The sequence below is a fragment of the Peribacillus sp. NPDC097284 genome, assembly GCF_044761765.1.
GTDB lineage: Bacteria > Bacillota > Bacilli > Bacillales > DSM-1321 > Peribacillus.
In genome coordinates this window covers 363,909-385,124 of the sequence record NZ_JBIWCZ010000003.1, presented here as the reverse complement: position 1 = coordinate 385,124, position 21,216 = coordinate 363,909, and the positions used below count along the sequence as shown (strand labels likewise).

General features: G+C 33.0%; 17 protein-coding genes and 1 pseudogene. 5 read left to right on the top strand and 13 right to left on the bottom strand.

Features of this window, described 5'->3' with window-relative positions:
* Positions 1–215 precede the first annotated feature (215 nt).
* The 8 genes and pseudogenes from pulA to ACIQXU_RS09840 form a co-directional block, all read right to left on the bottom strand.
* Positions 216–2,168, bottom strand: a pseudogene (pulA, locus tag ACIQXU_RS09875) (type I pullulanase); the annotation flags it as partial.
* A 435-nt stretch (positions 2,169–2,603) separates the two neighbouring features.
* Positions 2,604–4,730, bottom strand: coding sequence for an ATP-dependent Clp protease ATP-binding subunit (locus ACIQXU_RS09870; protein ID WP_402988783.1), 2,127 nt, complete (start codon positions 4,728–4,730; stop codon positions 2,604–2,606).
* Between the two features lie 201 nt (positions 4,731–4,931).
* Positions 4,932–5,375 (bottom strand): C40 family peptidase, encoded by a 444-nt coding sequence (locus ACIQXU_RS09865; protein ID WP_402988780.1) that lies wholly within the window; start codon positions 5,373–5,375, stop codon positions 4,932–4,934.
* Between the two features lie 189 nt (positions 5,376–5,564).
* The gene (locus ACIQXU_RS09860; RefSeq protein WP_402988777.1) at positions 5,565–6,191 is read right to left on the bottom strand and encodes a metal-dependent hydrolase; all 627 of its coding nucleotides are present in this window, start codon (positions 6,189–6,191) and stop codon (positions 5,565–5,567) included.
* A 254-nt stretch (positions 6,192–6,445) separates the two neighbouring features.
* Positions 6,446–7,411 carry a nucleotidyltransferase family protein gene (locus ACIQXU_RS09855; RefSeq protein WP_402988775.1) on the bottom strand — a complete coding sequence of 322 codons (966 nt, stop codon included), beginning with the start codon at positions 7,409–7,411 and terminating at the stop codon, positions 6,446–6,448.
* Entirely contained in the window at positions 7,408–7,875 is a 468-nt protein-coding gene (locus tag ACIQXU_RS09850) for a signal peptidase I (RefSeq protein ID WP_402988772.1), read from the bottom strand. Before ACIQXU_RS09850 ends, ACIQXU_RS09855 begins: the two co-directional genes overlap by 4 nt.
* The gene (locus tag ACIQXU_RS09845; RefSeq protein ID WP_402988769.1) at positions 7,865–8,131 is read right to left on the bottom strand and encodes a PqqD family protein; all 267 of its coding nucleotides are present in this window, start codon (positions 8,129–8,131) and stop codon (positions 7,865–7,867) included. Before ACIQXU_RS09845 ends, ACIQXU_RS09850 begins: the two co-directional genes overlap by 11 nt.
* A complete protein-coding gene (locus ACIQXU_RS09840) occupies positions 8,131–8,901 on the bottom strand; it encodes a hypothetical protein (protein ID WP_402988766.1) in 771 nt (256 codons plus the stop codon). The genes ACIQXU_RS09845 and ACIQXU_RS09840 overlap by 1 nt, the downstream gene beginning before the upstream one ends.
* Before the next feature lie 399 nt (positions 8,902–9,300).
* Here ACIQXU_RS09840 and ACIQXU_RS09835 point away from each other — a divergent pair, with 399 nt between their 5' ends.
* From ACIQXU_RS09835 to ACIQXU_RS09815, 5 genes are all read left to right on the top strand, one after another.
* Positions 9,301–11,742: an Ig-like domain-containing protein gene (locus ACIQXU_RS09835; RefSeq protein WP_402988764.1), complete on the top strand. Its 2,442-nt coding sequence runs from the start codon at positions 9,301–9,303 to the stop codon at positions 11,740–11,742.
* Positions 11,743–11,758: 16 nt separating this feature from the next.
* On the top strand, positions 11,759–11,911 hold the full coding sequence (locus ACIQXU_RS09830) for a hypothetical protein (RefSeq protein WP_402988761.1): 153 nt from the start codon (positions 11,759–11,761) through the stop codon (positions 11,909–11,911).
* A gap of 277 nt (positions 11,912–12,188) precedes the next feature.
* Positions 12,189–12,671 carry a hypothetical protein gene (locus ACIQXU_RS09825; RefSeq protein ID WP_402988758.1) on the top strand — a complete coding sequence of 161 codons (483 nt, stop codon included), beginning with the start codon at positions 12,189–12,191 and terminating at the stop codon, positions 12,669–12,671.
* 73 nt (positions 12,672–12,744) lie between these two features.
* The gene (locus tag ACIQXU_RS09820) at positions 12,745–13,662 is read left to right on the top strand and encodes a right-handed parallel beta-helix repeat-containing protein (protein WP_402988753.1); all 918 of its coding nucleotides are present in this window, start codon (positions 12,745–12,747) and stop codon (positions 13,660–13,662) included.
* 129 nt (positions 13,663–13,791) lie between these two features.
* A complete protein-coding gene (locus ACIQXU_RS09815; protein WP_402988748.1) occupies positions 13,792–14,334 on the top strand; it encodes a hypothetical protein in 543 nt (180 codons plus the stop codon).
* Between the two features lie 428 nt (positions 14,335–14,762).
* Here ACIQXU_RS09815 and ACIQXU_RS09810 read toward each other — a convergent pair whose 3' ends face one another.
* From ACIQXU_RS09810 to ACIQXU_RS09790, 5 genes are all read right to left on the bottom strand, one after another.
* Positions 14,763–16,316, bottom strand: a complete 1,554-nt coding sequence (locus ACIQXU_RS09810) for an oligosaccharide flippase family protein (RefSeq protein ID WP_402988738.1) — start codon at positions 16,314–16,316, stop codon at positions 14,763–14,765.
* 423 nt (positions 16,317–16,739) lie between these two features.
* The gene (locus ACIQXU_RS09805) at positions 16,740–17,918 is read right to left on the bottom strand and encodes a polysaccharide pyruvyl transferase family protein (RefSeq protein WP_402988727.1); all 1,179 of its coding nucleotides are present in this window, start codon (positions 17,916–17,918) and stop codon (positions 16,740–16,742) included.
* Positions 17,915–19,027: a glycosyltransferase gene (locus ACIQXU_RS09800; protein WP_402988721.1), complete on the bottom strand. Its 1,113-nt coding sequence runs from the start codon at positions 19,025–19,027 to the stop codon at positions 17,915–17,917. Before ACIQXU_RS09800 ends, ACIQXU_RS09805 begins: the two co-directional genes overlap by 4 nt.
* Positions 19,024–20,064 (bottom strand): glycosyltransferase family 2 protein, encoded by a 1,041-nt coding sequence (locus tag ACIQXU_RS09795; protein ID WP_402988716.1) that lies wholly within the window; start codon positions 20,062–20,064, stop codon positions 19,024–19,026. The genes ACIQXU_RS09800 and ACIQXU_RS09795 overlap by 4 nt, the downstream gene beginning before the upstream one ends.
* An 8-nt stretch (positions 20,065–20,072) precedes the next feature.
* Positions 20,073–21,203 carry a glycosyltransferase gene (locus ACIQXU_RS09790; protein ID WP_402988712.1) on the bottom strand — a complete coding sequence of 377 codons (1,131 nt, stop codon included), beginning with the start codon at positions 21,201–21,203 and terminating at the stop codon, positions 20,073–20,075.
* Between the last annotated feature and the right edge of the window lie 13 nt (positions 21,204–21,216).

The window sequence follows — 21,216 nt, the reverse complement described above, 5'->3', positions numbered from 1 at the left end:
ATACAAGTGGTCAATCTATAAATCTAATTTACCCTGCTTAAAAACGCCTTAAACTTGTTAAAATAATGGATAATCACATCTGTCCTGGAATCTTCCGGTACTTTTGATAGCATTTTAGATTCAAACTTGCCATTAGAACGATTCATCTTATCTTTTTTCACAAAAAAAAGAAAGAACGCAATTTACCGTTCTTCCTTTTCGGTTCTCATGAGATATTAATCGGCAACACTTTTTATCACAAATGAACTTAAGGGTGATACGTTAATATGACTACCATGAATTACTTCTATTGTTTCTAGACCCGCTTTCTGTCCATTAACTAAAAGTGACCACTTTTTTAGATGAGGCAAAGTAATGTCGATTGAATGCCAGTTTGCATTATGAACGACAACTATATTTGAATCTTCTGTCATTAATGAATAAGCTATTACATTTGCAGGAGCATCGAGGAACATCAAGTACCGTTCAATCTCTTCAGCCGAAGTAAGTCTAAATACAGGATGTTTTTTTCGCAAAGCAATTAATCCTTTTACATACTCTACTTCATGGTCGAATTCCGCTCTTCGTTTCCAATTCAGTCGATTGATCCAATCTGGGGATTGATAGCTATTTTCATCTCCATCTTTTGTTCGCATGAATTCTTGACCGGCATGTATCATGGGGATTCCCTGAGATAACAATACGACAGCAGTTGCCAATTTATGCATCTGTTTACGTTCTTCATCTGACACGTCCGGTTGGGTGATGACAAGCTTATCCCATAAAGTATAATTATCATGAGCCTCTACATAATTTATGACCTGGGATGGGGTCTGGTACGTAGCTAAATGATCATCGTATTTCAATCCACCAGCAATTCCCCTTTTTAAGATATCTTCCATGCCTTGTTTGCCGTTGACAAAGCCCCTATCGTATTTATCCATTACAAAACCTTTCAAGCCATCTCTAATGGCGTCATTAAAATGAGCAATACCGGGCATCTTATGCGCGTTTTTCTGGTTTGCCTTCAGGGAAGCATCCAGTGGTGTATTCATATCCCATCCTTCACCTAACAGAATGATAGACGGATCAATTTCATGAACAGCTTTTTTCACCTCATTCATCGTCTCCACATCATGAACCCCCATAAGATCGAACCGGAAGCCATCGAGGTGATACTCTTTTGCCCAATAAACCACAGAGTCGACAATGAATTTACGCATCATGTTATGTTCGGAAGCGGTGTCATTCCCTACACCCGTCCCATTAGACAGTGTTCCGTCTTCGTTATAGCGGAAAAAGTAATTGGGTACGAGTTTATTAAAATTTGAGTCATCCACTGTATATACGTGATTGAAAACTACATCCATGATGACACGTAAACCTTGATCATGCAGCGTTTGAATCATCTGCTTTAACTCTCTAATTCTAAGTTTCGGCTGATAAGGGTCCAATGAGTAGGATCCTTCCGGTGCATTAAAATTTTTTGGGTCGTATCCCCAGTTATATTGAGGCTCAGTCAATCTCGTTTCATCTACCGTAGCAAAATCAAATATGGGGATGAATTGAACATGAGTTACACCTAAGTCCTTAATATGATTGATTCCTGTTTTCGAACCATAAGGGCTTATAGTATCTGTTTCAGTCACACCTAAATATTTACCTTTTTGTTGAATCCCACTGTCGGGATGAATTGATAAATCCCTGATATGAAGTTCATATATAATCGCATCCTCCGGTTTAGCTAATGGTGGCTTATCAGTACTCCATTTTTGGGGATTAGTATCATTTAAATTAATGACTACCCCTCTATTCCCGTTAACCGTGACGGCACGGACGTATGGATCCACAGCTTCATTCCATACATTACCGACTTTCACTTTGTATGTATATATCAAGCCATCTTGATCACCTGGAAGTTCAGCCGTCCACGTTCCCTTCTCCGAGCGCTTCATATCAAACTCGGTACCAACAGGATCATCCCAACTTTTATACGTAACAAGCTTAGCTTCACTTGATGTAGGTGCCCAGAGACGGAAAGCTGTTCGATTTGGGTGAAAGTCATTCCCTAAATCATTGCCATCATAATAATAAAGGTTATCCATTTCTTGCGGGCTCATTGGGTCAATTTCTGCAACCGGCAAGGAGTCCAGAATTTTTTCGATTTCTTTTTCCTTAGGTGCTTGATTGGTATTTTCCTCTTCGAAATAAGAAAGTGAATCTTTCATAGGTCACTCCTCCAATGAAATTCCCCTTATGAAATAGGAATTCGTTTTTTTATATACTATTTTGATTTCATTTGAATGGCCCAATCCATAAAAGTGAATACACTTTCTTTTAATTCCACAACTGTTTCATCATCAAACATATACCATTTCTCCCATTGTTAAACAATATTATATACTATGCTCTCTGCAAAAAGAAATAAGTCCTTGTTTATACCTAACAATTTTTTTATTGCAGTTCCTTCAAGTAATTGATATCCTTATGAAAAAAACTATTTCAAACTAAGACTTCATTAAAAGAATTCTAATTATTAAACTAAACGAGCGGTCATTTAGAACGTTTTAAAAAATGCCCCCATTACAGTCATACTGTCTTGGAGGCATTTCTAGTACTAATCATTATGAATTGATAATTTTCAATTGGTCATCTTTAACGATAGCTTTGAAGTTTTTCACTTCAGGCTGTTCAAAAATATAGTCTGTTATGCCATCTTCAAGTTGTTCCTGAAGAACACGGCGAAGGGGTCTTGCACCGAATTGTGGGTGATAACCCATCTCAATCAATTTGTGCCTAGCTTCATCTGTCACGACAAGTGATAAGCCTTGAGCAATCAGGGTTTCTTCAAGTTCATGAATCATGATATCAACGATTTGTAATAAATCTTCTTTCTTCAGTGTGGAGAACTCAATAATACTGTCAAATCGGTTTAGGAATTCTGGTTTAAAGAAACTACCCAATGATTGTAGGATTGAAGCTTCTTCAACAGCAGTGCTCGTACCGAATCCCATAACTTTTTGCTTTTCACCGACTCCAGCATTACTTGTCATGATGATGACAGTATCTTTAAATGTCACAGTCCTTCCCTGACTATCCGTCAGACGACCATCCTCAAGAATCTGTAAGAACATATGCATCACATCAGGATGGGCTTTTTCAATTTCGTCCAATAAAATAATGCTGTATGGTTTACGGCGAACTTTCTCAGTTAATTGTCCTGCCTCCTCATGACCAACATAACCTGGAGGAGAACCAATCAATTTAGAAACACTATGTTTTTCCATGAATTCACTCATGTCAAGGCGAATCATTGCTTCTTTATCGCCAAACAGTTCCTCGGCTAGCGTTTTAGCCAATTCAGTTTTACCTACGCCGGTCGGTCCAACAAAAAGGAAAGAGCCGGTCGGACGGTTTTTGGATTTTAAACCTGCACGGCTTCGACGAACAGCTTTTGCAACCTTTTTGACTGCTTCTTCTTGACCAATGACTTTTTTCATTAAGTCCTCTTGTAGGTGAACCATTTTTTTCTGTTCATCTTCTTGCAACTTGCCTATAGGAATTCCTGTTTTTTGTTCTATAATCCTTTGTATATCTTCTACAGTGACGTTCGGTTTAGCTGCATTGGCTCCAGCCTGTAGGGATTTTTCCAACTTTTCTTCTTCATCTCGAAGCTCGGCCGCTTTTTCGTAGGCTTCTTCTTTTAGAGCCTTTTCTTTTTCTTTATAGATTTGTTCAAGACGTTGCGTTACTACATCCTCTTGACTATATTCAATCGTCAAATTTTGTTTAGAGCCGGCTTCGTCCATTAAGTCAATCGCTTTATCTGGTAGAAAGCGATCTTGGATGTAACGATGGGAAAGTTCAACAGCTGCTTCCAGCGCTTCCTCCGTATATATGACTCCATGGAAAGACTCGTAACGATCTTTCAGACCTTGTAAAATGACTATCGCTTCTTCTGTTGTCGGCTCATTAACTTGTACGGGTTGGAATCGTCGTTCAAGGGCCCCATCTTTTTCAATTTTCCGATATTCAGAAAGGGTCGTTGCACCCACAAGCTGAAGTTCACCGCGTGCTAAGGCAGGTTTTAAAATATTCCCTGCATCCATTGAACCTTCAGCTGAACCAGCACCTACGATTTGGTGAATTTCATCAATGAATAGAATGACATTCTTTCTATCTTGTAATTCACTGATTAATTGTTTCACTCTTTCTTCAAATTGACCACGAATGCCTGTGTTCGTTACAAGAGATGCCATATCGAGTGAAAAAACCAGTTTGTTACGTAATTTTTCCGGGACCTTTCCTTCAACAATTGCTAAGGCCAATCCTTCTGCAATCGCTGTTTTACCAACGCCAGGCTCACCAATCAAAACTGGATTGTTTTTGTTTCGTCTATTTAACACTTCGATGACTCTTTTGATTTCTTCATTTCTTCCAATGACCGGATCAATGAGTCCTGCTTTTGCAACATCATTCAGATTGTGACCATACTCTTCAAGCAAACCTCCGTCTTTATCTTCTTGTACGGGTTTTGATGGAGGCATGTTGCTACTATTAAAAGGGTTGAATGAATTTGAAAATCCATCAAATTGGAACTTTCCTGTATCCATTCCTCCCATGGCTGCACCAAGTTTATTTCGTTCTTCTTTATAACAAGTGGAGCACAATTTGACATCATGCTGTTGCCCATTCATATTGAGATGAACCTGAATATTTGCTTGGTTTTCATGACATTTTTCACATAACATATGAGTACTCCTCCTTATTTATTATTACGAGTTATCATTGACTTTGACTAACTTTGACCTTATGCCTATATTATACATTGACCTTCTTTGACTTTCAAGGATTTTGCTTGACTGGTTTTAGTGCAACATTTAATTTGTTAAATAAAAAAAGAGACTGAATTCAGCCTCTTTTTCCGTTTCTATAAGGAATGGTTTTACTAATTATATACGTTTTGCCCCAATATACTGTGGTTTCCAATAACTATTATTCGTTTTTGCGTAGGAAACTCCCTTGGAAGATGCAGAATGTATGAATTTATTGTCACCTATGTAAATGGCTACATGGGTTGGCTTCTTTGCTTTATTTGGTGAGAAGAACATTAAGTCACCTTTTTTCAAGGTTTTAACTTTCTTTCCTTTTTTATAAATGTCAGCAGCTGTTCGCGGTAATGTCTTTCCAGCTTTGTTATATGAATATTTCACCAAACCTGAACAGTCAAAGCCGGAAGAAGACATACCACCCATTTTATATTTCGTCCCTAATTCACTTTTAGCGGTTTTAATTGCTTTGGTATGATAAGACGCAGCTTCTACATTGTTTCCAGTAAAGGAACCTATTCCAATCATTGTAACTAACGACAATCCGACAAAAATTTTCTTTAACAATATAACTTACCCCCTGATGCAATATGCTAAACTTAATATACTAGATAAGTCATAACATGCGCATCACAGGGACTTTACAATTATATTACATTAGTATATTTAGGAAATAAACGATACTAAAATAAAGATCACCTTATATAAAAGGAAAGAAGCCGCAATGTCTCTATTAAAGAAACACTGCGGCTTTTCCTAAAATTCCTTTGAGAAAAATGGTAGCAATAACTTTACCCCCCGTTTATTAAAGGGTAGAAACTTCATATCAGCCAGCAAATGACTTATGTACCCTAAAATGCAAGTAGTGAAAATCCCTTCAGTCCCCAATGTCTCTTGGAATTGAAACGCTATCACTCCAAAGAATATAACGCCTGCTATCGAATGGGTATAACTACGGTGAGGTGTAAAGGAAGCTAGTATAATATAAATTCCTAAAAGCCATAGCCAGTTAACATCTAAAGAGAGCCCAGTCCCTAAAATACCAAGCCCCGTAAGAGTTAACATATGTCTTTGTGTTATAAAAGAAGAAATGATAATAATACCGATACCTGCGCCTACACCTAGCCATCTCTCCGTTTCAGGACTTGCTAGAAGACTATAAATGATCATAAGAACTCCGATGGTTTGAGCCAACGTTCGAATGAATTTGTGAGAAAAGGTAATCTTATTACTCAACTTTCCGTCAATATCCATGTCAGGCATTAATCCTGAAACACCACCTACACCGACTAGAAATAACGTAGTGGTTGGATCGGTCTGTAGAGTGTTCGCCGTTAGAAATCCTACTGTTGCCCCTATTGCCATATGTGCTGTTCCGTTCACTTTCTCTCCCCTGTTCGTCTAAGAAGTTAGCTTGCAAACAAGAAACGAATGTTTGTTCGAAACTCGTCTTTTTAACTATACATTATTTTGGATTAATTTTCTTTAAATTAGGGAAGAAATTTTACCAGTATGTTATCTTAGAGAGCTATATTCTTTATTGGAAGAGAGAAGTCATCAGATTGTTTTACGAACGAGCGTTAAACACATGAAAGTTCAAAGGAGCGAAGTAAAATAGTTGTGTAAGTGGATTCTATCTAATATTTAGGATGCAGCCAATGATAAAGCTCAACCATGCTATGTTTTGGGGAATCGTAACTAAGGAATGAATAATCAATGAAATCCACATACTTTTTTAATGGGGAATTCCGTTGATCATAAGAAGTCGGAATCTCATCAGGAAATTTTTTGATTAAATGAAGAGTCGGTAACTGATGGTACACAATTGATAACGTTCTGATGATTCTTTTTCTCGTTTTGTGGCGGCTTGCATCTTCCAGTAATCTTTTATAATCAATATCCAGAGTAGAAATCAGTTGGATAATATCAATAAAATATTTTAATGATTCCATATTATGCCGCCATCCGTGAAGGCAAATCATATAAAAAAGATGAAAATCAGAAATTTTTTTAATGTACAAAGAGTCTTTAATTGATAATGCTTCCTCCCAAATTTCTTCAACATAAAAATTTGCAGTAGTCTGCTTTAAAATATCCCAATGAAGTTCGACCGTTAAGGGAATAGAAGAACCAGGTAGGACTTTACTGTATGAACGATGAAAATGGAATGGGATTGGTTTCCTCTCTTCTATGTATCCCAAGCTTTTAACTATATCAATGGCACGATCCATATCAGTAGGCATAATTAATAGATCAATATCAGAGGTTGGTCGTGATCCTAGATGACCAAAATATTGTTCGGAAAATGCAGTTCCTTTTAACGGAATGATATCTATGCCGCTTTTCTCAAAATCATTCAGGATTTGGTTCGTTTGATTTTTAATAAGGATATTTTGGAATAAGACACGTTGAAATTTTTCTTTTAATATTTGTTGATAGAACGCCGGAGTTGCCTCCAACCTCCCTCCCTGCTTCATAATAGTATATGTTTGTGCGTGAACATTCGATTTTTCAATATCATCAAGAAGCCCCCAATAATAGGCTGAATCGTTGGGCAGCCCTATATGTGAATCATATAGGATTTGCAACAATGTAGGATTCATTTATTAACCCCTCCCTTTTTCCTTCGTTGAAAATTGATATACCTTCGTAAAACAATCGTCAACATTGGAACAGACATAATCAGTTTCCCCCATGTTTTAGCTAGAAAACTAGAAACATAAAGTTTAGTATGTCTTTTTTGGACATAAAGCAGCTTACCGACAATCTGTTCTCCACGTATGGGCTGATCATAGCCCAAATTCGTGTCTCCTTTGAAAAGGAATTGCCGCTGTTGATTATTCTTCATTTCCTTATAATAACGGTGCGCAATCAATCGCTTTGTTGCACTATAAAACAATACAATATCTCCCTTTTTCAATTGAACTAGCTTACATTCGTTAAAATAGCAGATATCACCGCTTTTTATGAAAGGGTACATACTGTTCCCTTGAGCTGGTAGATGAAAAGATCCCTCTTTTTTCACAACAGTTTTAAATAAGTCTACTGTCTCTTTATCAAACAACATGCTGAATTAAACCAAAATGTAATAAGTCAGTTAAGTAATTTTCTATGTCAATTTTAGATTCAGATTTTGTCGTGTCATATTGATCCGTGATTTTCTGAATCAAGGAATCCACCGTTTGAGCTTGACTTAGAAGATCCCAGCAATATCCCCCAATTCCGTTTAATTTTGTGACTGTGAATGTATCCGTATGTAAAATAATCCACTCATCATCAAGCTGTGTAGCTTCCACATGATTACTTTGTATATATTGAACCATTACGAGATCAACTCCCAAAAAGAATTATTTTTTTGAAAAAAAAGATCATATGCTGGCACCTGGTTTGCAACTTTAGTTAACATGGACAAAATCACTTTAGTGTTCACTGGATCATCGGACCAATAAAACACTTTATCAATCAAAGTTAAAAGCGTGTCCGACTTCGCTAATTTACTTCTTCGATTAGTAAGTGACTGATGTAAAACTTGGATACTACCTAATGGTAAGTGGCCCTCTTCTCCCTCAGATCGTAGTTCACTTCGAAAAGGTGAATTAAAAACTTCTACTTTATCAGGGGTAACTTTTAAAATGGTCGCTTCGTCCGACAGAAGATTTCTGGGATATGATAGTTTAGCAGCCGTTGATTTTCCAGCTCCCGAGTGCCCAGCAAAAATGTGAGCTTTTCCGTCATCAATCACACAGGAGGAGTGAAGTAACAACCCCCATTCATGATATACAATGAATGAACTATATAAATTTATGAATGCATGCTTTAAAGCCAACTCATTATAAGCGGAAATTTCGGCAAATTGGTAACCTGCATCTACTTCTACTAGATAATCCGACCTTCGAAAATAAATTCTATCAGCCGTATTAGTAACATTCACCTCGTAATCTACAAAAGGTTCTCCAAATTCCATCTGGACGGTTATGGTGAGATCAGGATTTTTATTCGAGCTTCCTAAATCACGAAACATTCCGTCTATAAAATCAGGAGCATTTTCTATCTGGATAAAATGTTCCCCTATTTTTGTGTGGGTTATTTTCATAACTAGTTCCTTTCTTTGTATTATTAGTAATATTATCCTATAGCGATAATTATAATGGATTATTTATTCTTTTTAAAGAACAAATTTCAAGCAATATATAATATAATGCTCATGAATTTAAGGATACTTGCCGTTTTTATAAGTCGCAATGATGATTTAATGAATTCATTAATTATTTTTCAAACGTATTGTTCTTTATCGAGAACGATGGTATTCTGAAAAATATAGGGTATTTAGTTCTATATAACGTGAGATATATCGAGTGAGTGAGGAATACATACCATTACCTTCAACCTGTTCTCTCCGTGCTTATTCTTTATAAATAATATATTTTGATAGGGGGAGGATACCAAAGATAGTTTAGTTTCTATAAAACATTCTTTACTGGGGGAAGATTTTATGTTGTTTACAAGGTATTTCAAAACGCTCACGATTTTAATGCTAACGATTTTCTTTATTTATCTAAACGGTAGCTCGCAAGCCTTTGCAACAAATGGAGGTGGAAAAGGCAATAAGTCTGTGCCTGTAACGGGTGTTTCCTTACATCCGGATACCTTATATATGAACATTAAGGATAAAGATGAAAGACTTACGGAAACGATTAAACCTTCTAATGCCACAAATAAACAGGTCACCTGGACTTCCTCAAATACTAAGGTAGCCACGGTATCTGGCAGTGGAATAGTCCATTCTGTAAGCGCTGGGTCCACTACGATTACTGTCACAACTAAAGATGGGAATTTTAAAGCTAGAACCACAGTAATAGTTAGTGATCCTAATATTGCTTTAAAAGGTGTTTCTTTAAATCCAAATTCCTTAAAGCTAAACATCAATGATAAAGATGCTCCACTCACTGCAACAATAAAGCCATCCAATGCCACTAACAAAAATGTCACCTGGACTTCATCCAATCCGAGTGTAGCTACAGTTTCAAGTAGCGGGCTTGTGCATCCTGTCAAACCGGGTACAGCAACAATTACTGTTACAACTCAGGACGGGAATTTTAAAGACAAAGTCACTGTGACGGTTTGTGACCCGGTTATCGCTGTTTCATCTGTGTATTTAAATCCGAAAATAGTAACCCTTACTGTTGATGGAGAAGATGCTACATTAAAAGCAACAATTAAACCATCGAATGCGACAAATCAGGAACTCATTTGGTTATCTTTTAACCCAAAAGTAGCTACCATATCTTCTGATGGAGTGGTGCACGCCATAAGTCCTGGAGTCGCAATAGTAAAAGTATTTACCAAAAATGGACATTACGATTGGTCCTTAATAACCGTTTGTGCTAGTAAACTAGTACCTATTAAAAGCTTATCACTTAACCCGAAAAATTTAGACATGACTGTCGGTGGAAAAGATGCAACAATAACAGCCACAATTACACCAAATAACGCTACTAACAAAAACGTCGTCTGGTCTACTTCTGACCCTAGTATTGCCACTGTGAAAAATGGCATCGTCCATGCTGTCGGTCCTGGCACAGCTATTATTACTGTTTCAACAGAAGATGGCAAACTTCAAGACAAAGCTAAAGTCAGTGTTACAGTACCGGTGACAGGAGTAACCGTTGATACTAATTCTCTCAATCTTACAGTAGGTGGAAAAGATGCAAAGTTAACTGCTTCGATTGTTCCATCCAACGCTACTAATCAAAATGTTACTTGGTCTACCTCTGACCCAAGTGTGGCAACTGTCGATAACGGAGTCGTTCACCCAGTCGGACCAGGTAAGGCTATGATTACCGTTACGACAGAAGATGGCGGTTTTACCGATACAGCAACTGTTATTGTAACGGTTCCTGTAACCGGTATATCACTTGACCCTAAATCTCTTGACCTAATCGTAGGCGGAAAAGATGAAACACTAACTACTACGATTTCTCCATCCAATGCTTCAAATAAAAATGTTACTTGGTCTACCTCCGACCCAAGTGTCGTAACTGTCGATAACGGTGTCGTTCACCCAGTCGGACCAGGAAAAGCTACAATAACAGTTACGACAGAAGACGGTGGTTTCACCGATACAGCAGCCATTACCGTCACGGTTCCAGTTACTGGTGTATCGATTGATCCAGAAACACTTAATCTAATTGTTGGTGGAAAAGATGAACCATTAACGGCTACAATTGCTCCATCCAATGCCATTAACAAGAATGTAACTTGGTCTACTTCTGATCCAAATGTAGCCACTGTAGAAAATGGTATCGTCCATCCTGTTGGACCAGGTAAAGCAATTATTACCGTTACGACGGAAGATGGGGGATTCATAGATACAGCAACCGTTACTGTAACAGCGCCAGTGTTAAGCGTAACACTTGACCCTAAAACACTGAATTTTAATCTAGGCGATGCGGACCAAACCTTAACGGCAACGCTAAATCCGTCCAATGCCACTAATCAAAATGTTACTTGGTCTACCTCCAATCCGAGTGTAGTCACTGTGAAAAATGGTATCGTCCATCCTGTCGGTCTAGGCCAAGCTACCATCACGGTCACGACATTGGAAGGTGGATTAACTGATACAGCTAACGTAACGGTTATTAATCCTGATACAATACCACCGGTTACCAAAAATAAGATGACACCTATTTTCAACGATAAAAACACCTATATCATTGCATTAACTGTTACTTACACAGCAACTGATGATAAATCAGGTGTAAAAGAAACCTTATATCGTATAAACGGTGGTGCTTGGCAAGTCTATACAAATCCATTTGATGTCTATGCCGAAAATACCCACACCTTGGAATACTACAGCATCGATAAAGTAGGCAATCAAGAAAAAATCAACGTATACGATTTTGACAAAGGAACATGCTCTTGTTCCAAGTAAAATGGGAGGAAATATTATGGAAAAGAAAAACAAAGTAAAAATGAAATATGAAGCACCTAAAGTTTTGCACCATCAAACTGTTACCTTTGAAACAGCTATCTCTGCTGCTGGACATTGGGAGTTCCAACTTGTTAATGGGGAGTGGATGAGGGTTTTTGTTCCTGGTTAATTGGAAATTAATATAAATAAAAAAAACCGGTATAATCGTTTCAATTACGATTATACCGGTTTTTTTATTTGAAATTCCAACACGATTCCTAATATCTTCCAGTTATGCCAATTCAACTACGTTTTCTCTACAAAATACACAAAAAATCTTAAGTTGATTTTAAATTAACTACTTGTCCAATCAACCAAAATTCTATTTTATATAATATCTAAAATCATACAAAACATAAAAGAAATTTTTCGAAGATTGTATCTTTTAAAAAGGAGAGTGTTAAAGCTTGTATACAATTGATCTTGTCAAATGGAATATAAAACAAGGATTACTTAGCAAGCCTTATACAGATGCAGATTATATGACTGCAGATGCAAACATTCAAGGGATAAACAACGCAATCCAATTTGCTACAAATAATGGATATACCACTATTCTCTTGCCTAGAGGACAATACGCACTTTGTTACCCAAGAGCAATAAAAATGGTCAGAAATATGACTTTTGACTTAAATGGATCCACCTTGAAAGTCATTTATGATTCTGATAAAAAATCTCCCTTTGATAACAGGACAACAACTGACTATTATAATTTCAAAGGTAATAGTATAGAATTTAGCAATACCACAAATGCTCATTTAGTTGGTGGAACAATTATTGGTTGCAGAGATGATCGAAGCTTTTCAAATTCAACAGCTGAAAGAAAAATGGAACACACTTATGGTGTAGTTTTTCAAAAGAGTACTAGATATAGTTCTATAAAACATTGAGTTATACGAGATTATATGGGGGACAATATTACATTCACCAGTTCAGCTATTAAAGAATTAGTTGAACTGGTGAATGTATCTAACATTAAATTCATTAGATTATGCAACTGGACAAATAGTTAATTCTTCTAATTCCTTAACAACAGGATTTATTAACATTCCAATTGGTGTAGAATATTCTTCTTTTCAAATCGCTGGTGCGGGTTATTCAAGATTAACTAATTTAATAAACAAAGAAGTAGATGTGTTCTTTTACAAAGCAGATAATACTTTTATTGGTGTACTTAAAAAGAAGAAAATTTATACGGACATTTCTATACCCGTTTCAGCTTCGAAAATGAGAATGCAATTCTCAAACGAAACTAATCCTGCTAAAAACCTTCAAATCAGCTTAAAGTTTGGTTTAATCCCGCATCATAATCTAGTTGAATTCAATGAGATATTTAATGGCCATAGAGGAGGCATTTCACTTGGAGGAAGTTATAATGTCGTACAACACAATACAATTAGAGATAATGGAAAAGGAACAAACAGCTTTCTAGACGGTAAATATATATTTAGTGATTCAACAAGATACGGTATTAATCAAGAGGACTCATACGGAGATAACTGTGTGATTAGAAACAACCTCATATATGGAAGTAACCATGGGATACTTGCTGGGTGTTATTCTATACAGATTGAGAATAATCACATTTATAATACGGATATGATTGGTATTAATCTGTATATTCTACTATACGCTAACATCAAAGGGAATATAATACACAATTGTGGATCATCAATTGGATTAATGAATTCTAACTTTGCTAATGCCTTTGTTAATATATCAGAGAATAGTATATACGGAGGTAATTTCGGTGTCGCTGCAAATAATTCTTACCAAATAAATATTGTTAATAATAATTTTGTGGATATCACAGGAATGGATTTGGGGGTTAGTAATCTTAACAATACATTTAGGAATAACCGTATAAAGTTCGCTACTTAGTTGGTGTACCAGTTTTTTCTATGTATAAAATGGAAGATTGCATAGTTAGTTGATTCCCTATCATTAAAAGAAATTACTTTTAAGGTTTATAAATTTAATAGATGCTCATTTAACAACTTGAAGATAAACGTGCAGACCCGTAATGATAAAACCTTTAGTGAAAAAGTTATTATGGATAATTGTGAATATACCAATAGTATTATTAATAATCATATTTTTACTACCAAAGATAGAGAAGTAACTATTTTAAATTCAAAACTCTTAGATACTGTTGTGAAGGTTGGAAATATTAATTCTCAAGGTTTTTCCTCAACGACTATTCTAAACAAATGCGAAATAGTTGCTATTACTTTAACTTATATATTCGCAACTGATTTTAATCAACCTAGCGGAGTAATAAAACTAAATGAGTGTAATATTGAAATTTCTAATCCTAAATTTAATTTTCTCATCTTTCACGAAAAAATTGTTAATCAGGTGTTCACTCTAATTTTAAACGACAGTAATTTTAATTATAAAGGAACTAATCCGATTTTAAAGCTAGCTTATTATAATAATAGTAAACCTATGGTTAAACTAATTTCATCAGAAAACACCTTCAATAATTTAACTTTACCTATACCCGATACAGCCATTTTCGTGGGATTTAATCCAGAAATTGAGTTCAAATAAACTGTAACCCTTCAATCAGATGGCAATAAGTTCTCAACTACCATTGTGCATAACTTAAATACACTAGAACCTTTTATTTTATGTGTATCTGGCTCTACTATTATTGATCCTATAATCACACTAGTGAATGAAAATACAGTTAAAATAACCTATTCAGATAAAATAAATGTGAAAATTTATGTGAAAAGATAATTTTATATTTTTCTTTTCGATTTTTTTGAAATCTACCAATAGAAGAAATTGGTAATATTTCTTGGTTATTTCCTAAATGTATAATAATTTATTATACATTTAATATTTGCATTGCGGCTCCACTGGATAAAAAATCTAGTGGAGCTTTAGGAAACTTTCCCCCTTTCCCAGCATGATATTAATATACATGTTTGTTTATATAAAAGAGGAAGATAACCTCCGGTAATGCTTAATTTTCAAATTCCAGCGTCTTTTTTATTTGGGGGTTTCTGTTTATATTTACTAATTGGTGTCCTAATAAGAGAAGAAAAAAGATTCTTTTCAAATGTATTCATACCTATAGCATACATTAAAATAGAATAAATAAAGCTATATAAAAGTATTTTAATAATTAAGGATGTTATACTATTAATGTCTATTAATATATTCATTAAAAAACCCACTAATAAACATAACCATATAGGTAAGCTCATTCTCGAAATTTCAAACCAAAATTTCAAGATATCAATTTTAATTTTCTTATAATAATAAATATTCATAATAAGTATATTCCCAATTATCATTGAAATGGCAGTACCTAGAGCAGCACCAATACCTCCATATAATTTTACAAGAGGTATACTTATTATTATATTACCGAAAGCAATAAAAAGTAATACAATGGATCGAAAGCCATGTAAATTTTTAGCCTGCAATATAGTAATTCCGGTATTTTGTATAAGCGGAATTGTAAACGGAGTTATTAAGATAATAGCCATTATATAAGCCTGGTGATATTCTGGTCCTGCCCACAATAATATAAACTCTTTACCAAAGGAAATAAATCCAGTTAAAATTAAGCCAAGTGTTATTAGCTGAATTCTACCTATTTTAATAAACAAATCTGTAAGTTCTTTATCTTTTGATTTCTTTATGACCATACCTGTTATTCTAGGTAAAAACATCCCTGAAATTGCCGTTGAAAACTGCATATAGTACATATTAATTTGTGAAGCTATAGCAAAAATAGAAATTGTTATAGTCCCAGAGTAAATCCCCAATAAAAAATGATCTGTTGTCCAATAAATTTTATCTACTACGATTGCTAAAAAGATAAAGAAAGTATATATGAACATTTCTTTTAATAACTGTAAATCAAATTTTTTAAAATGTATTTTAATTTTTAATTTCTTAAAACAATAGTAGACATTAACCCACAAAAAAACTATGTTAATTATCGTATTTGTAATAACCATTGCTAATGAATCATAGCCCATATACAATACCGTTAAAAGTGCTATAGGGTTTATTAGAGTTCTAATGATTCCAATTATTTTTGGAAATATAAATTTTTCATATGCAACAATGATGGAACCAAATACAGCAAACGGAAAGCCAATTGCTAAATTTAAAACTAATATCATAAACATTATTTTGAATTTTTCGATTTCTTCAATTGTTAAACTTTCATCGAATAATCCACCAATGTAATAATATGAAATTAAACCAATAATTAGAGTTAAACAACCTATGACTGTATATATTATTAAAAACATACCATTCACGCTATATTCTTTTTTCTTATCTCCTAATATCCTATATTTAGATATATACCTTATACTTGCATTACCAAATCCTAAATCTACTATACTTAACATAGCTATCATTGACCCGACAAGTGAATATAAACCATACTCAGCTTGCCCAAGTAATCTTAACATGATTGGCGTGTATATAATGCCAACTATATTTCCCATAAGAATGGAAATGTAGGATAATATAGCGCCTAATTTATATTGTTTATTATGCATACTTCACCTTTTTTATTTCTAATTTAATAATTAATTAAATTAATTGATTTAATATTTTGTAGCAAAAAGTTAAAAAGTATATAAGTTGTCATTAGTTTCCTAAGGATAGTTCCATACAATTGTGTATCTCTTTTTTTGCTATATCCTTCTCAAAAACTCGGACCAAACTTAAATTTTGTTGATCATCTCGTTCCTTGATACTATTAATTCTTCCTAATCCCGGAAACATAGGTTTTTGGAAGACAATGAGAGAAAAAAGTAAAGTAAATAGAAAAATAGAATGGGAAAGGTAATACCTATGTGTTAAATTAAATGGATGTTCCCTTAAGTCTTATGAAAGGTAATACACTGATTTTTTATAAAAAAGCAAGTTTATCGATTTCAAGGCTCATGCTAATCATCAAGTATCCTTGAGTTCCAAAATTAATTAAATTTCATTAATTCCATTCCAGCTAGATCACATTTACCCTTATATATTGGCATTAGCTTTGTTAACTGGCTTCTTATTTTTAATTCATTTTCTTTGATAAATTCATATGCATTGATTAAATCTATATGGTTATCCAACTCTTGAATCTGTATCACCATTTTTTCTTCACTTCCAAATATATCTCTCGCTATCCCTCTTGATTTAACTGAATAACCTAATACTAAAGTAGGGACACATGATGAATAAGCAGCTATTGTGGAGTGGGTCCTTGCTCCTATAAATAACTTGCATTGGGAAATGATGTATTTTAATTGCATACAATTATACTCTTCATTTATTAATACTACTCTATCAGTTTCCTTTACCTTGGAGTATATTTCATTTAATACTTCTAAGTCATTATTATGACTCCAAAAAACATGGGGTATTAATGCTATTTGCATATCACTGGTTTCAATAATATGCTTAATTAAGCATAAATATAGTTCAACAACTTCATCTTTAGAAATCTTGCTCTTAAAGATATAGGGGCTTAAATTGATTCCAACAGTATTCCTTACTCTAAATCCAAAAGGTAATTTTGTCTCCTCTATATCTAATTGGAACGCGGGATCAGGATATAATTTTGATTTATTCTCAAGTCCATGATTTTTTAACAAGCTATATGTAATACTTTCTCTAGCAATAATAAGATCATAACTATTTAAATCTTTTATCAGTTCTTCATTCATGTTATTCTCTTCTAATGAACACCCCCATAAAACTGTTTTAGCATTTCTTTTTTTTGCTGCTGAATGACTTAGATATAACCATTTGGAATTTGAATAACAATAATTATCTCCCCCTATAGATAATGCTATAGTTTCTTTATTAAAGTTCTTATATAGATCCTTTTGTGCTAATGTAATGTATTTTTCGTTATTGTGAGTAAATCGATTATTAATTGCTGCTACTATATGATTAAACGATTTTCTTTTTACATAATTAGAATATTGAATTATGTCATTAAAACCAGAAATTCCTACATCGTTATCTTCTTTTTTGTTTAATGAGCAAAGATAAAACATTCTATCACCATTAATATTATCTAACATTTTTTGGGTACTTCTAACAATTGCTTCACACCCGCGATTTCCACTCCCACCATGGCTAAATAGTACAATCTTTTTCATAGTGAACTCTCCTCCAGCATATTTTCAATTTGCGAAATTATATAACTTTTTTCAAATTTATTGAAAGTTTCCAAATTAAAGTTCTTGTAGTCCATAAAAAGTTCTCTGTTATCTAACATACTTTTTATTCCTAATGATAAAGAGTCATAATTATTTTCTACTAACAAACCATATTTACTATTATCTAAAATTTCTTCTGGCCCTCCACATTTTGTTGATAATACTGGTATATTTAAAGCTATTGATTCTACAACTGATAAACAAAAAGATTCTGTTATGGAACAACAAACTAATAAAGAAGATTTACTCAAATAGGGGTATGGATTGTTTTTATATCCTAATAATTTTATATAACCTTCAGCGTTAGCCATCTGAACTCTATTATAAAGATCTTCATGTTTATGGCCTACCCCAATAATTATTAATTCAATATTTCTATAATAATCATGTAATGAAATCACACTTTCTACCAACATATCAACTTGTTTTTCTTCTGATAATCTACCTAAATAACAAATTCTAAATTTGCCATTTGAATCAGTAAGATCAAAAATATGTTCGTTGGATAATTCCTTTATTTTCTTAAAATCTATAGGATTATATATTACTTGTATTACAGTGTTTAAATCTATATATTTTTTATAGCCCTCAACAATAAAGTTTGAAACGGCAATAACATTATCAAACTTATTTAAATTTTTTTTTAATTGTTTTTTACTTCGAAAAAATGGGAGGTTGAAATCATAGTAATCTGGATCATTATGAAGCCAGCACACTTTTTTTGTTTTTCTATGTGCTCCAGATATTATTTTCGTAGGATATCCTTCTTGAAATGAGATTTCTATATCATAATATTGTTTAATAAAAAACTTATGCAGTAAAAAAGGAGGGAAATAGACTAATATACTATCTAAACCTCTAAACTTTTTTTTAAATAAATTTTTATAATATATATTTTGTGGAAGGTTGCGTTGTATTTCCTCATTATAACTACCCGTCATAACGGTAATTTCGTATTTGGATATGTCTAGTGAACATACTATATCTAATAAAACCTTTTCTAACCCACCAATCGTATCACTTTTACTTATAAAAAGTATCTTTTTCATATAATACCTCCAAGCTTTCTTTTTAGTATTAAAGAATAATAAATAATTATATATCTAATAGATTTTTTTGATTCAATGGCTTTAATTAAAGAAACTGGATATTTATTAATAATGGGGTTTTTTTCAGAAATAAAATTACAAGTATTTTCATCTTTTAGAATTTTCGATATATTTTTTATTTTCTTAATAAATATTTGGTTATTATTTAAACTTAAATTTTCATCTAAACAGAATTTAATTATTTCTAAAAACCTTTTATCTAATACTTCTTTTACCTCTTCGGAATAACACTTCTCTTCTAAACAAAATTCCAAAAGTTTATTAGATACATTACATAATAAAATAAATTTATCATCCCTTGGTTTATATGTAAGGGTTTCATTAGAATGGATTAAATAGTTATATTCCGCGTTAGATAATATAAAAATATTTTCACTATGTTTGAGTACATCTATTACAAAAAGCGTATCTTCACCCAGGCTAACATTTTTATCAAATCTAATATTATTTTCAATTAGTAACTTTTTTTTAATTAATTTTGAATAACAATAATTAATATATGAAGAATTTATTAAATCAGCCATTATAAAAAATAGATTCTTTTTTGTATACAACCCTGAATCTTTTGTTTTAATTTCTTTTATAACCTCTATTATTTGATTATTCATCTTAACTTGTTTAATACCACTTATAACTATGTCAAGCTTCTCTCCTTTTAATGCACAAACCATACTAGAAATATATTTCTCATTGATGAAGTCGTCTGCATCTACAAATTGTATATATTCACCTATACTTTTCTCAATACCATAATTTCTTGCATTTGATACTCCTTGATTAGCTATATGGAAAACCTTCACTTTTTTATTTAATGATTGATATCTGTTACAAATTTCTCCACTTTTATCTACAGATCCATCATTTATTATTAAGATTTCATAATTTGGATAGTCTTGTATCAATAATGAGTCAATACACTTTATGATATGATTTTCATTATTATAGACAGGAACTATAATACTTACTAAAGGATTCATATTATCACCTACATTAGTATTTGTTCAATTTCCTTTATTACTGGTTTAACTTCAAATATTTTTTGTCTTTCCATAGATTTATTTTTAAAATCATTACGCATTTTTTCATCTGTTAACAATATCTTAAGCCCTTCATATAATGAATTTTCGTTATTTTCAACAATAAGGCCATACTTTCCATGTCCCAATAACTCATTAGGTCCCGCACAATTTGTACTAATAATAGGAATACCCAATATAAGTGATTCAGCAATTGCTAAGCTAAAACCTTCAGCTCTAGAGGAACAAACGAAAAGATCACACATATTCATTAAATTATAAGGGTTTTTTTGAAAGCCCATCATCTTAATATTTTCCCCCATATTATTTTCAGTTATATATTGTTTTATATTATTCTTTTCAAGTCCATCTCCTATTATCCATAGTTCAAATTCCAATCCATCATCCATCAATTTTTTACAAACTTTAAGTAACCTGTCGTAACCTTTTTGATTTGTAAGTCGACCAACAGTACCAATTAATATTTTTTCCGGCTTTTTCTGTTCTATTATTTCTTTACTCCTATTAATTATCATCTCTCTATCAACAGGGTTATATTGAACAATAATATTCTCATGTTCGTACATTTTTTGTTCAAATGCTTGTTTTACACTATTTGAAACACAAACAATGCTATTGTACTTTTTATAACACTCAACTTGAGTTTTATTATTCCTATAATAATTATCCGCGTAATCTCTATTTATTGGATCTACATGAACCCAAGCAATTTTTTTACTCTTAGTATTGTATGAATGAGCTATGAATTTTGTAGAAAAACCCTCAACAAATCCAATTTCTATATCATACTTTTTTTTAACATAAAGTTTATAGACCCATGAAGTAGGAATTTTGTAAATTAACTTATATTTTATTTTATATAAAAGCTTGCCAAAAAATCGATTATACTCATTGTGGTTTTTTAAAATACTTAAATATTTACATTTTTTGATTACATCTTCCCTATATACGCCTGTATCAACAACAGTTAGAACAGTAATATCGAATTTTTCTTTATCTAAGTTATTAACTAATTCTATTAAAACTTTTTCTGCTCCTCCACCTGCTAGACTTTCTAAAAAGAAAAGAACTTTCTTCATTTCAACACGTCCA

Bases quoted from the DNA above. Each gene is read 5' to 3' on its own strand.
- ACIQXU_RS09870 (WP_402988783.1), bottom strand. From the start codon at position 4,730: ATGTTATGTGAAAAATGTCATGAAAACCAAGCAAATATTCAGGTTCAT.
- ACIQXU_RS09855 (WP_402988775.1), bottom strand. From the start codon at position 7,411: ATGAATCCTACATTGTTGCAAATCCTATATGATTCACATATAGGGCTG.
- ACIQXU_RS09850 (WP_402988772.1), bottom strand. From the start codon at position 7,875: ATGTTGTTTGATAAAGAGACAGTAGACTTATTTAAAACTGTTGTGAAA.
- ACIQXU_RS09845 (WP_402988769.1), bottom strand. From the start codon at position 8,131: ATGGTTCAATATATACAAAGTAATCATGTGGAAGCTACACAGCTTGAT.
- ACIQXU_RS09840 (WP_402988766.1), bottom strand. From the start codon at position 8,901: ATGAAAATAACCCACACAAAAATAGGGGAACATTTTATCCAGATAGAA.
- ACIQXU_RS09835 (WP_402988764.1), top strand. From the start codon at position 9,301: ATGTTGTTTACAAGGTATTTCAAAACGCTCACGATTTTAATGCTAACG.
- ACIQXU_RS09830 (WP_402988761.1), top strand. From the start codon at position 11,759: ATGGAAAAGAAAAACAAAGTAAAAATGAAATATGAAGCACCTAAAGTT.
- ACIQXU_RS09820 (WP_402988753.1), top strand. From the start codon at position 12,745: ATGTATCTAACATTAAATTCATTAGATTATGCAACTGGACAAATAGTT.
- ACIQXU_RS09810 (WP_402988738.1), bottom strand. From the start codon at position 16,316: ATGCATAATAAACAATATAAATTAGGCGCTATATTATCCTACATTTCC.
- ACIQXU_RS09805 (WP_402988727.1), bottom strand. From the start codon at position 17,918: ATGAAAAAGATTGTACTATTTAGCCATGGTGGGAGTGGAAATCGCGGG.
- ACIQXU_RS09800 (WP_402988721.1), bottom strand. From the start codon at position 19,027: ATGAAAAAGATACTTTTTATAAGTAAAAGTGATACGATTGGTGGGTTA.
- ACIQXU_RS09795 (WP_402988716.1), bottom strand. From the start codon at position 20,064: ATGAATCCTTTAGTAAGTATTATAGTTCCTGTCTATAATAATGAAAAT.
- ACIQXU_RS09790 (WP_402988712.1), bottom strand. From the start codon at position 21,203: ATGAAGAAAGTTCTTTTCTTTTTAGAAAGTCTAGCAGGTGGAGGAGCA.